Here is a 13237-nt window from a genome sequence, read left to right on the forward strand (position 1 = left end):
TAAGATGGGGGGTCGCAAGGGAAATGGGGGCGGTATCGGCGCATTGTTGCTGGGCGCCTTGGTGGTCATTCTGTTGATCCCCAAAGAGGTCTGGATTGCGCTGTTCTGGGTTGCCGTAGTGTCGCTTTTGGGTTGGGTTGGCTGGCGCCTGTTCCGCCACTGGCAGTCAGTCAAGCACGCCTCGGTATTGCCTCCTCCACCCGAGGACCCGGGTAAGACCCTAGCGGAAATCCTGAGTGAGTCATCGGCAGCTAGTCCCGCGGCGACACGGCACGTGGTTGGACCTGTCCCCGTCCCGCAGACTTCTGCTCCGCCTCCCCCCTCGAAGCTGGCAATTACGCCGCAAGCTGCCGAGCCCAGCCGGCCCGTCCCAGCGCACGAGCCCGTCCCCATCCGGACGACTTCACGGTCTGGCGATTGGGCCGACAATCGGGACACACTTGCCGCAGCTAACCGTGCACGCACAGACGAACTCCGCGCCAAGATTGCCGCGAGTGAAGCAAATCACAAGTCCCGGACGACTCAGCCTCCTGTAGCAGAATTCGTACAGTCGCCCATCGTTGCCGATCCAACGCTGGATGCTGCACCTAGCGTGAGCTTGCAGCAAACATCCTGGGAGATTGAACGAGATCATGTTGCCAGCGAAAATCGCCAACGCGCCGAGAAGCTGCGAGCGAAGTTTCCAGATGTCCGCACCGTGTCGGAGGAATCAATAAGACTTTCGCCCGTGCCCAAGCCGGACGAAGGCGCCCGAAAGGCATTGGAGCCAGCCGGCTTTGTTCCGGCGGTGACGCAGGCACCCTCCCCTCCTCCCCTGCCCTCAAGACCCGTTGAGCCGCCACCGACCAGAAGCCACGTCGCGGACCCTGTCGCTCCAGCCGCAGTTCCTTCCAGCCGTCCTGTTCCTGTGCAAGATCCCGTCCCGGTTCGCACGACCTCACCGTTGCGTGCACTGGTCGACCTGGCCAGCCCCATCCGGCAGCCGGTGCCGCCACGCTGGGTACCTTTTGGCGAGACGGTTTCCATCCGTGGACAAGAAGTTGCCGGTGGCGGCTTCTACCTTGGCACACCGCGTAGCTACCAAGATGGCCGCTTGGCCGCGATTGATCCGACCCTACCCTTTTCGGGATTGGCAGATTGGCGTGGTGAAGGACTGGGTTACTGGCCAAGGTATGCCGCGCTCAATGATCGCGAGCGTGGGACCTTCCTGGCATTTCTGAACTCAGAGCGCCGAGCAGCTACCGTCGGGATCGGCTACGTGTTCCTGTACTTCTACGGTCTTGAGTACCGTCTGCTGCGCGGACTGGCCGCCGGCGAGGATGGACGAGCCGAAGGCCTGCAAATCCTGGAAGAAGTGGCGCGCCTGCAACTGCACTATGGCAGCCAAAGTTCATTCGGTCCTTACAGCCAGAAACTCTTGGCAGTGGGACGCTTCAAGTTAGGAGTGCCTGATGAGGTCACGGACCCGACCAACGACTGGGGTTTGGCCCAACACATCCAAGCAGCCCAAATGGTCGCGCGCCACCAGGCACTGAGTGCGGATCTGGCCTTCGCTTGGGCTCAGGCACTGACCGATGAGGCACGGTCCACTACTTGGGACGTCGTTCGGCCGGAAATCAAAACCCGCTTTGGTCAACTGTATGCGCAACGCTTTGGCGAGGGGCTGGTGGTCAAGCCCGGGCGCTCCAGACTCACCTTGAGCTATCGTTGGGCAGGTCCAGAGCTAGGCATGGAGACCATCCAGACGGACCTGCCGGATATCACCCGTAGCCAGGCTCCGATCCGTCCTCTCGTTGCGCTCGTTCAACAGGCCATGGGTGAGCTGGAGGCGCTGCGCCGGGTGCGACGTAGCAAGAGCGGCACGCCGATGGCGGAACTGGCGGCCATGCCCGATGCGCTGCGTGGTAGCCTGGTTCCCGCAACCTTCCGCGCCTTGGCATCAGAACTGGAAGGCCTGTTGGCGGACCAGCCCGTTGTCTGCCTTGCAACCTCGCGATTGATTGCTGGTTGCGGCATGGGCGCACCCGAACGACTGGGCAAGCGGGAAGCAACGTCCCTGATCCAGGCATTGGAGGCCTTGGGCTTTGCTATCGAGCCGGATGTGCGCTTTCACGGGCATCCGCCTGCGCTCGATGGACAGGTGGTGGTGTTCCGCCTACCGGAACATGCTGCGCGTACTCCCAGTGCAGCCTATGCCGCCGCATTGTTGATGCTTCAGGCCGCCCTCGCGGTGGCTGGACAAGGCAGCGAGATCATCCAGTCCGAACTTGATGTGGCGGTAGCGGCCATCGAGCGTCAGTTCGCGCTGCCGGAGAGCGAGCGGCGGCGCATCGAAGCCCACCTGCGGTGGCTGCAGCTCAACCCCATCACGTTGGCACGCCTTGAGAATCGAGTGCGTCTGCTGCCGGCATCCGAGCGCGAAGCTTTCGCGGGCGTGCTGCTGGAGATCGCGGCTGCTGATGGTCATGTCACCCCGGCCGAGGTGCGTGTGATCGAGCGCTTCTACCGGGCACTGGAGTTGGATCCTGCGCGGGTGCCAGCCGACCTTCACCATGCCAGTGTCGGCGGTCGTCCCAAGGCCAGCACAGGCGCTACCCTCAATGCCGATGTGATTGCCCAGAAGCTGGCAGAAACAGGACGAGTGCAATCAGTGCTGGCGCAGATCTTCAATGAGGCAGAAACACCGATGGCCGCGAGTGCACCCTCGCCCATACCGCCGGCGGCTCAAGCAGCAAGTCCTACACCTACCCCGTCCCAGCCGCAGGAGCTGTCGATCCCGGGCCTGGACGCAGAGCACATGACGCTTCTGCAGCACTTGTTGGGCGCGCCCGAAGACCAATGGTCCAGAAGTGACTTCGAAGCTGCGTGTGAGAGCCTGGATCTGTTGCCCGATGGCGCTGCGGAGATGCTCAACGAAGCGGCTTTCACGGTCGCTGGCGAGCCACTGTTGGACGGAGACGATCCGATGTACGTGAACGACTATGCGCGCGAGCAAATCGTGCAAATCCTGACCGATGAGAAGCCAAGCCCATGACAACTGCTGTCCGAATCCCACCCCGTGATCGCGATGCCGTGCTCCAGGCGCTACGCGCCGGCGTAGTGCCGCGCCGCGGCCTGCAATATATCCAGGTTGGTCGCGCTCGCGAGGTCGAGGCGTTGATCAAGGATATCGACCGCATCAATGCTGCGGGCAGTGCGATTCGCTTTGTGATCGGTGACTTTGGCGCGGGCAAGACCTTCTTCCTGAGCCTGATACGCGCGGTGGCCCTTGAGAAGGGATTGATCACGATGACCGCGGACCTGAACCCCGATCGCCGCTTGTACGGCAGTGGCGGCCAAGCCCGGTCCCTGTACAGCGAACTCACCCGCAACATTGCCACGCGGACCAAGCCTGAAGGCGGCGCCATGGCCAGCGTCGTGGAGCGTTTCATTACCACCGCGCTGCAGCAGTCCAAAAGTACCGGCGAGTCGGTGGAATCGGTGATCCAGCAGTGTCTGCAGTCGCTGACCGAGTTGGTGGGTGGCTACGACTTTGCCCAGGTCATTGAGTGCTATTGGCGCGGACATGACCAAGGCAACGAGCAGCTCAAGGCCGATGCGGTCCGATGGCTGCGCGGGGAGTTCACCACCAAAACCGATGCACGCCAGGCCTTGGGTGTTCGCACCATCATTGAGGATGACCAGGTCTATGACGGGATCAAGCTGCTGGCCCGGTTTATCCGACTGGCCGGCTACGGCGGCCTGCTCGTCTGCCTGGATGAGCTGGTAAACCTTTACAAGCTGCCCCACGCAACCGCGCGCAACACCAACTACGAGCAGATCCTACGCATCCTCAATGACACGCTGCAGGGCAGTAGTGAGGGCTTGGGCTTCGTCTTCGGCGGGACGCCAGAGACCTTGTTGGATGCGCGCCGCGGTCTATACAGCTATCAGGCCCTGCAGTCCCGGCTATCTGAGAATGCTTTTGCCGCCCAGCAGGGACTACAGGATTTCGGTGGCCCAGTGATCCGGTTGGCCAACCTGACGCCGGAGGATCTCTACGTGCTGCTGACCAAGCTGCGGCATCTGCACGCCAGCGGAGATGCGGCCCAGTACGCCCTGCCCGATGACGCCTTGCCGGCGTTCCTGGCCCACTGTAATCAGCGAATCGGCGCGGCGTACTTTCAGACCCCGCGCAATACGGTCCGCGCGTTCCTGGACCTGTTGAGCGTGCTGGAACAACACGCTGATCTGGACTGGAACCATCTGATCGAGGAGTTGGATATCGGTCTGGAGGTCAATACCGATCGCGATACCGAGGACGAAGGCGCAAGCCCTGGCCAGGCTCGGGCTACCGATCCTGACGATGAGCTCTCATCGTTCCGGCTCTGAGCCTGCGATGGATCCGTTTGAGCTCCTACATCCCGGCATCCAGCGCTGGGTGTGGCAACAAGGTTGGCCGGCATTGCGGCAGATCCAGGCACAGGCTATTCCCTTGGTATTGGGCCGGCAAAACGATGTCGTCATCTCGGCACCGACGGCTGGCGGTAAGACCGAAGCGGCCTTCCTGCCGATCATGACGGACCTGGCCCAGTTCGAGAGTCCTGGACTGCGCTGCCTTTGCGTCTCCCCGCTGCGCGCCCTGATCAATGACCAGACCCGTCGCCTGACCTCGATGGCCGAAGCAGTCGATCTGCGTGTGCAACCTTGGCATGGAGACGTATCCGCTGGGCGTGCCAGTTTCTGGAAGCGCCCGGCCAATATCCTGATCACCACGCCGGAGAGCCTGGAAGCGCTGCTGATGCGCCGTGGTGCGCAGTTCGGCGGCCTGCTCGGAGAACTGCGCTACCTGGTGGTAGACGAGCTGCATGCGTTCTTTGGCAGCGAGCGCGGCGCACAACTGCGCTCATTGCTCCAGCGCGTCGAGCGCCTGGTACCGCATCCCCTGCCCCGAATTGCGTTGTCGGCAACCCTGGGCGAGCCAGCGCGCGCAGGCGCCTTCCTGCGCCCACGCGGTGGCTTTCCCAACCAAATGCTGACTTCGACATCCGATGGCGGCGAGGTGCGGCTGCAGGTACGTGCGATCCAGCAGCACAGGGACCAGCAGGACGACCAGATCCAGACGATGGAAACCGCAGGTCATGCAGTAGAGCAACTCCTGGCGCAGATCGCCCGACAGCCAGTTGACGAGCATGTGCCCCTTCCGGCGCCCCCCGAAACGTTTGAAGAGCTGGAAGACAGCGAGCAGGCCCCGGCCGACCGCTACACGACCGCCCTGAACGAAATCTCGAACCACCTGTTCGAGCGTCTGCGAGGCGAGAGTCACCTGGTCTTCGCCAATGCACGGGCCCAGGTGGAGATCGTGGCGGACCAATTGCGCGAACGCGCAGAGGCCAAAGCGCTGCCCAACGAGTTTTTCCCACACCACGGCGCGCTTTCGCGCGAGCTGCGCCTGAGCGTGGAAGAGCGACTGCGCGACGGCAAGCTCCCTACGACGGCGGTATGTACCTCCACCCTGGAAATGGGCGTGGACCTGGGCGATGTCGTATCGATAGCCCAGATAGGTCCTGCCCCGTCGGTGGCCGCACTCAAACAGCGCATTGGCCGCTCCGGACGCCGGCCGGGCCAGCCACAGATCCTGCGGCAGTACGTTGTCCTGCCGGCACTGTCCTCGCGCAGCCATGCGGTGGACTGGCTGCGCCTGCCGTTGTTGCAGGCCATCGCCGCCATCGAGCTGATGCTGGCTGGTCGATTCGAGCCGCCGACGCAGGGCGACTTGCACCTGTCGACGTTGGTCCAACAGATCCTGTCCTTCATTTCCCAGAGCGGTGGCTGCTCGGCCGCCGAGTTGTACCGTGAGCTCTGCCAGCGGGGGGCTTTCTCCAACATCGATCAGCCCACGTTCGCCGACGTGCTGCGCTCCCTGGGTAGTGCCCAGCTCATCGAGCAGATCGACGATGGAAGCCTGTTGCCGGGCGCGGTCGGTGAGCGGCTGATGGAGCACTTCAGCTTCTATGCCACCTTCTTCACCCCTGAGGAGTACCAACTGCTATGCAGTGGCAAACGGCTGGGCACCCTGCCGGTGATCGAACCACTGGTGCCTGGACACCTGATGCTTTTTGCCGGTCGGCGCTGGCGCATTCTGGAGGTCGATACACAAGCTCGCGTAGTGCTGCTCGCACCCGCCAAGGGCGGCAAGCCACCCACTTTTGGTGGAGGCGGCTTGGCTGTGCACGGCATCGTGCACCAGCGCATGCGTGAGCTTTTGGAGCAGTCCTCAATACCGGTCTACCTAGATGCGGTGGCCCAGCAGGGGCTGTTGGATGCTCGGGAGGCCTACAGCCTGTTCGGCTTTGATCAGAGTCCTCTCATCGCCTCCGGCGATGCAATGCACCTGGCCCATTGGGCCGGCGACCGCGTTGGCGTGACGATTGCACTGTGGCTCCAATGGCTGGAGATTGAGGCCATCAGTGCCGGGCCGTTTGTCGAAATAAACGGCGTGTCCGAAGTAGACATACCGCGCGTGCTCGAGGCCGCCCTACAGCGAGTTCCGGCCGATACGATGATTCTGGCAGCAGAAAAAGAAGGCTTGGAGCGCAACAAGTTCGATCATTTCCTGCAGCCCGAGCTACTGGTCAAGGGCTATGCGGCTGCCGAGCTCGACCTGGAAGGCGCACTGGAGGTGATCACGCAGTGGCATGGCGCAATAGTGCCTGGATCGCCCCACGCGACGTGATCCCTCAACGCACTCGCCAGATCCGCGCATTGAGCATGGCGACCGCTAGCCATGCTCAATGCTTGTAGGCCAGAATTCTTTCGATCCCATGGACGTGGAAAACTAAGGATGGCAACTGAAGTTCGACCTTATCTGAAGCTGAGAGTGGCGGAGCTGGAGTCGATCTTTGAGGCTTCGGCTTCAGATCCGGCTATCTGCCGGGACCTGATCGCTGAGCTTCGTCATCGCAAGACAGACAGGGCTGTCGCCCTGCTCGCGCGCGTGTCGATGGCAACCCATGAGACGGTCGCTGCACCTGCACCGCCGAGCGATACTTCCGAGCAGAAGACCCGTCCCCTTCCAGCTCCCCAGCAGCCCAGCGAGCGACCAGCGGCTCCCGAGACCACATCAGCTGTTCCGCCAATTCAGCGCGCGCCAGCACGTCCCGCACCGCCGGTAACGAATTCACCCGGTGCCATCCTGTCGGCTTGGACGGCGCTGGAAGCACTGTCCCCGCAAACCTATAGGGAACCGGCTGATCTAGCCAACGGAGACAAATACAACGTTGCGCCACTTGATGCCGGCACCCTGCCCTGGGAGCGTGGCGAGCGATCGCGACCGAACTTCCAACTCTATTATCAGATTGTCCTTGGCAGCATTCACGTCGATCGCGCCACTGATGAGCTGGTCAAGACCTTCGGCCAGGACGAGGAGTCGACCAGCAAGGCCCGGGAGCGCGCAGCCCTGGCCGCGGTACTTATCGACCGTCAGGGCATGCTGGTACAGGATAATGCGGTGGCGGTATCGAGCTTCGGCTGGGCTCTGCCCATTGCGCTGTCCGGCGATCTAGACAGCCTCGGCAGTTGGCCGGATGCCGAGCGGAACCTGGTGGAGGGACTGACCAAGCAACTGGGCGGCGCCAGGGATTCAGAGTCTTCCACCCCGCTCGACCTGGTCACCATCAACAAGGCATCCCAGTGGCTGGTCCAGACACTGGGACTGCCACCGGATCTCTATGAGTCGCCACAGTTCGCTGTGCGCGTGTACCACTATTACAAGTCGAAGAACCCTCCCGAAGTCGCGCTGCTCAATTCGTTCTATCTAACCGACCTCACGCGTGCATCGACACTGCTGACCCAAGGCCGGCCGGGGCAGGCGCTGGCGCGTTTCATTGGTCAGCAGACCGTCACGCCCAGTCCGAACCTTCTGGAGCGCCATGATCTGATCGAGGCTTTGATCGCACCCGAGAAGATGCCGCTTGCGCGTTGGCCCGCGCCGGGAGGGCACCCCCTTGTGACGTTGCAACAAGCGGCCGTCAATGCCGCGCGCAGTGAGTTGGCCGGCAAAGGATCCGGCATCGTGGCCGTCAACGGCCCTCCCGGAACCGGCAAGACCACCCTCCTGCGCGACATCGTCGCCGCGTGCGTCATGGATCGAGCGGACGCACTGTGCAAGTTCGACGATCCGTTGACCGCATTCAGGAATACCGGACAGAAGATGTCGGCGGGCGATCGGGCGTTTCTCCACCTTTACAGCTTGGACGACTCTCTCAAGGGCCATGAGGTCGTCGTTGCCTCCAGCAACAACAAGGCAGTGGAGAACGTCAGCAAGGAGCTACCGGCCCTTAAGGCCGTCGGCAGAGACATCAGCTACTTCAGGACGGTGTCCGACGCACTGCTGGTCCGCGGGAGCGAGGATGGTCAGACAGTAGAGGGTGAACCCAGCTGGGGGCTGATTGCAGCCGTGCTCGGCAACGCACTTAACAGAGCTGCATTCCAGCGCGCGCTGTGGTGGGACGATGATCGAAGCCTGCGCCTCTATCTAAAGGCAGCAAAAGGCGATGCCGTCGTTCGCGAAGAGAAGGATCAGGCTGGCAACGTTATAAAGCGCAGGGTGCCGCTCGTGGTCAGCGCCGAAGTTCCTTCATCGCCTGAGCAAGCCAAAGCCAACTGGCAGGTGGCGCGCAAGCACTACAACACCCTGCGCAAGGACATCACGCAACAGTTGGGCGTGCTGGAGATTGTCCGCCTGGCCTGTTTGGCGCTGGAGCCGGCCCGCTCGGCCAAGAATGCGGCCCTGAGCCGGCAGATGGCCGCCGCCGAAGCGCATGCCAATTGCGAACGCATTATCCATCGCACGGCCGATAACTGTGAGCGGGCAATCCAGGCCCACGCGATCGCGCATCGCCAGGAACAGCAGGTGCTTTTCGACCGTCCGTCATGGTGGCACCGCCTTTTCAACACTCGCCGCATGCAGCAATGGAATCAGGCACATGTTCCGCTGGTGGCCGCCGTAGCTTTTGCACGTGACCGCAGGGCAAAAGCCACCCAGGCCCATGAGCGGGCGACCGAGGCACTGCGCGAGGCGAACGGGGCCCTGCAGTCCAGCAAGCAGACGCTGGAGGCCTACTCCCAAAAGCTCGCAGCGCTGGAATCCACCATCGAGGCCCAACGACAGAGACTGGGCGATAGTCTGGTCGATGAAAATTTCTTCAAGCGAAGCCACGAGAACTGGAATCTGGCCTCTCCCTGGCTCCCGAAGGCACTGCACGAACAACGGGAGAACCTGTTTGCGGCCGCTCTGGCGCTGCAGAAGGCGTTCATCGATGTCACGGCACAGAAGGTGTCCCACAACATCGGCGTTCTGATGGGCGCAATGCACACCGGGGCTTTCCAGGACAAAGAGAAGAAGGCGCTGCTTCCCGACCTGTGGGCAACCCTTTTCCTTGTGTGCCCGGTCGTGTCGACCACCTTCGCCTCGGTTGCACGGATGCTGGGGGACATGGCGCCGGAGTCGATTGGCTGGATCATGATCGATGAGGCAGGGCAAGCCACGCCACAGTCGGCGGTGGGTCTGCTAATGCGCGCCAAGCGGGCCATTGTCGTGGGTGATCCTCTCCAGATCCCTCCAGTGGTATCCCTCCCGCATCGGCTCACCCTGGAAGTGGCAAAGTACTTCGGCATCGATGCGGGGGACTGGCTGGCACCGGAGGCTTCGGTACAGACGCTGTCCGATCAGGCGTCCCGCTTCAGGGCGGTGTTTGGCGGCGATGTAGCGGTCAGGGAGGTGGGGCTGCCGCTGCTGGTGCATCGGCGCTGCCAGAATCCCATGTTCGACATCTCAAATCAGATCGCCTACGACAGGCAGATGGTTCATGCAGCAGGACCTGCACCGGGTGGGCGTGTGCGTGCGGTGATTGGCCCGTCCAGCTGGTATGACGTGGACGGTGCTGCAGGCAGCAAATGGTGTCCCGAGGAAGGCGAGTGTGTCGTGGATCTGCTGCGGCAACTGGCTTCGGCGGGCGTGCATCAGCCGGACATCTATGTCATTACTCCCTTCAGGGTCGTGGCTTTTGAGATGCGCAAGCGCATTGCAGCCGAACCGGATCTGCTCAGTTCCCTCGGCGTAGATTCGAGGCAGTGGCTGCAGGATCGTGTGGGAACCATCCACACGTTCCAAGGCAAGGAGGCGGAGGCAGTAATCGCGATATTGGGCGCTCCCATGGCGGCGCAGCAGGGGGCACGGCGCTGGGCTGCAAGCTCGCCCAACATCTTCAATGTGATGGTGTCTCGCGCCAAGGATGCGTTGTATGTCGTGGGTTCGCATGCAGCGTGGTCAAGCGTCGGGTACGGGGTCGCTGTAGCCTCACACTTGCCGCATGTGGGAGCTCAATCGCTAAGAAGATGACTTTCAACCTGCTTTAACTGAAAGTCGTGCGATCTCATTGTTGATGCACTCCAGGATACTTCAGCTTTCCGCCACGGAAACCTCGTTTATCCAAGGATTCCCCGCCGCTGAGTCGATGATCCCCGCATCAGCTAGGTGATGATCGTCTACTCAGCAAAAGTGGGGACCTCCCTCAACCACTTAGCCACGCAACCTGCATCACCCGATTCTCCTGCGGATCGCGGTGAACAGTGCATTCACCGCCTCTATGTCCTGGAGCAACTCAGCAGGTTGCGTTACTGCACGCTGTTGGCCAGCAGCGTGGGAGTGCGCCCGTACGTTGCGGCAGCACTTGTCGTGCAGTCGCTGGACCTCGGCAAACTCACTGGCTTCGACCTCCTTCACTCCGTCAAGTCGTCCAACTGAGATGTTGTCGCGGAACCTCACGACCGTGCCATTCAGGATGGTCTCCTCGATTCCAACCTCAATTGTCACTCGCAGATCGTCGTACGCATTACGGGTAGCCAGTCGCTCCGCGTCTCCTGGCGGGTTATTGAACACCGCGGCAATCTGCTGTTGGTCGAGGCGATGCTGCGCAATGCGCTCCCTATGCTTACGCAGGTCGTATGGCAGACCGGCATCTATGTATCCGGGACCTTCAGCGCGGTAGGCAATGGACCGAACACTAGGCTCAGCACCCGCATCTTGCGCAAGCGTAGTCAATTCGCCGAAGAACACAGCGTCGTGCGTGAAAACAATCACCTGTCGAACTACGGACTCCGCCACGATACGACGTGCAACAGCAGTTCGATGATTATGGTCTAGGCTGGACACGGGGTCGTCGAAGACGACTCCTGAAGTCGAGCCTGACTGGTGGAGCTCGGCAAAGAAGTAGGCCAACGCACACATCCGCTGCTCAGCCTCGCTGAGGACAAGGTGGGGGTCTAACTGGCTGCCGGACAGGACGATACCCAGCCTAGTGGAACCCGCATCGCCCGTGGAGCTGATTTCAGCGCGGATGTGGTAGAGGTCCAGGCGTTCAAGCTCCTGGTTCATTCTGGCAGCAAGGGCGTCGCTGACGTGCCTCCGAGCGAGCTGCCCAGCGAAGGTGGTGATTGGCCTGGTGTTTCCGACGTCCGCTAGGCAGCTTTCAAGCTTGGCCTTGTGGACCAGGTTCCGCACAACAAGGGCGATACTCTCTATGTGCTCCGAGAGTACGCTTCTCGTCTGGAGCTCCCTCAGACGACGGCGCTTCGCCGCCAAGGCTTCTGCATCAAGATTGGCTCGCATGGCCGCAGCTTCGGCGCGCAGGTCATTCGCAATCTGACGAATTGCAGGAGCGGGGCTGACAACTCGGAAAGCGGGCCTATTATCCCACTGCCCACCTGATACGGCACGTTGGAGCCACCTCAGCCGAGAGGCCAGATCTTCTTGGAATGTGCGGATACCAGCCGGCAGAGTATCCACTCGACGACCGAGGCTTGTAGCCATTGTGTCAGAGAGAGTGAAGGACGCGCTTGCCTGCGCGACCTCGCCGACGATCTGCTGCCATCTCGTGCGCGCCTGCTGCGCGGTTGCAGAGGCGGAATCTCGCACAAATCGGTCGAACCTTTGCAGTCGCTCCTTCGCGACCGGCGACAGCTCCTGCTGGCATAGAAGGCACTGAGCCCCATCTCCTGTCACTGGGAATGCGTTCGCCACATACGCAGCGCGCGTTGAAAACTCGCGCGCCGCACTGAATAACAATGCCCAGGGCCCTTGCCCTGTCCCAGGGAGTAACTGCTCAGGGTCTTCCGACTGCAAGAGAGCCGCGGCAGCCCGCTCCGCAATCTCAGCCTCTCGCAGCATCAGGTAGGCGGAATGCTTGGCGTCAAGCAACTCGTCGGACACAACGTTAGCCGCTTCAACCGCACTGACCAACTCATCGACCCTTGTTGCCGCGTTCTCTAGAACGGTAGCCTTGGATGTAGGGTCCGCCTCGGCGATCTCTTGCGGAAGGCGAGCTAGCTCTTGCATCTCATCAGGAGACAGGTTGGCGAGCCTGCGCACTTGGTCCAAGTCGGTGCGCGTACTTACTGGATGCAGGGCACGCCCCGCTTCGGTGTCAACGGGAATGACATTGAACGGCGCTGTATTTACGGCGAGCGTATTGATCTCAGCTTGAAGTCTGGGCCGCAGCGCCTGATTGAGTCCGCTAGCTAGCTGCTGCAGTTGGGTCAAGGCCACCGGCTGGAAAGTCGCAACCTCTCTCGTCTGGAGATAGTGCCGCGCGCAGTCGCCGTCAAAAACTGCGATGGCTCGCAGTGCTGCGGGGGCGACGTGCCCGCGCCGACCACTCCAGTTCGCCTCATGGGGCTCATCGTCTACTAGGAAGGTGAGCGATGCGCTGGGTGTAAGTTGTTGGAACTGCGGATCATAGGCGTTGGGGTAGACCGCCCCAGGGCTCCTCGCACGACAAGCCTGCTTGAGTACACGTGCATACCCCGATTTGCCGGTGCCGTTGCCTCCATACGCGATGGTCAAGCCCTGTGCTGCGAACTCGAGCACCTGGTCGCCCGGGATTCTCCCGACGTTGTTCAGTGTGTGAAGGGAAGTGAGCGTTACCAGTGCGCCATCGGTCGCTTCTGCCGGGAAGTGATCCTCTGCAAATGGCGCTGGCTCGATGGCCGGCTCTAGTCCGCTCGCGACGCCGTGTTGCTGCTTGGCGAGATCCAGGAGCTCGTCCAAGTCTTGGTCGCTCCACGAGCCGTGGACGCATAGACGACGCAGCGCGTCCTGACGCCATATCGGCAACCTTCCAGACCAAGCCAACACTTCCTCGTAAATGGCCATGCCCTGCTCCCCATTCCACTCCCGTGTCTCCAGCATACGGATCAG

General features: G+C 61.8%; 5 protein-coding genes. 4 read left to right on the plus strand and 1 reads right to left on the minus strand.

What is annotated here, in order from left to right; translation table 11 throughout:
- The first annotated feature begins 943 nt into the window (after positions 1-943).
- From CSC76_RS07875 to CSC76_RS07890, 4 genes are all read left to right on the plus strand, one after another.
- Positions 944-3034 carry a tellurite resistance TerB family protein gene (locus CSC76_RS07875; RefSeq protein WP_162109479.1) on the plus strand — a complete coding sequence of 697 codons (2091 nt, stop codon included), beginning with the start codon at positions 944-946 and terminating at the stop codon, positions 3032-3034.
- On the plus strand, positions 3031-4371 hold the full coding sequence (locus CSC76_RS07880; protein ID WP_162109480.1) for an ATP-binding protein: 1341 nt from the start codon (positions 3031-3033) through the stop codon (positions 4369-4371). The genes CSC76_RS07875 and CSC76_RS07880 overlap by 4 nt, the downstream gene beginning before the upstream one ends.
- Entirely contained in the window at positions 4346-6715 is a 2370-nt protein-coding gene (locus CSC76_RS07885; RefSeq protein ID WP_162109481.1) for a DEAD/DEAH box helicase, read from the plus strand. Before CSC76_RS07880 ends, CSC76_RS07885 begins: the two co-directional genes overlap by 26 nt.
- A gap of 108 nt (positions 6716-6823) precedes the next feature.
- Positions 6824-10381: an AAA domain-containing protein gene (locus CSC76_RS07890; RefSeq protein ID WP_162109482.1), complete on the plus strand. Its 3558-nt coding sequence runs from the start codon at positions 6824-6826 to the stop codon at positions 10379-10381.
- A 198-nt stretch (positions 10382-10579) separates the two neighbouring features.
- Here the strand turns inward: CSC76_RS07890 and CSC76_RS07895 are convergent, their stop codons facing one another.
- Positions 10580-13192 (minus strand): AAA family ATPase, encoded by a 2613-nt coding sequence (locus CSC76_RS07895; protein ID WP_162109483.1) that lies wholly within the window; start codon positions 13190-13192, stop codon positions 10580-10582.
- Positions 13193-13237: the final 45 nt, after the last annotated feature.

It is taken from the genome of Pseudoxanthomonas mexicana (assembly GCF_010093385.1).
Taxonomy (GTDB): domain Bacteria; phylum Pseudomonadota; class Gammaproteobacteria; order Xanthomonadales; family Xanthomonadaceae; genus Pseudoxanthomonas_A; species Pseudoxanthomonas_A mexicana.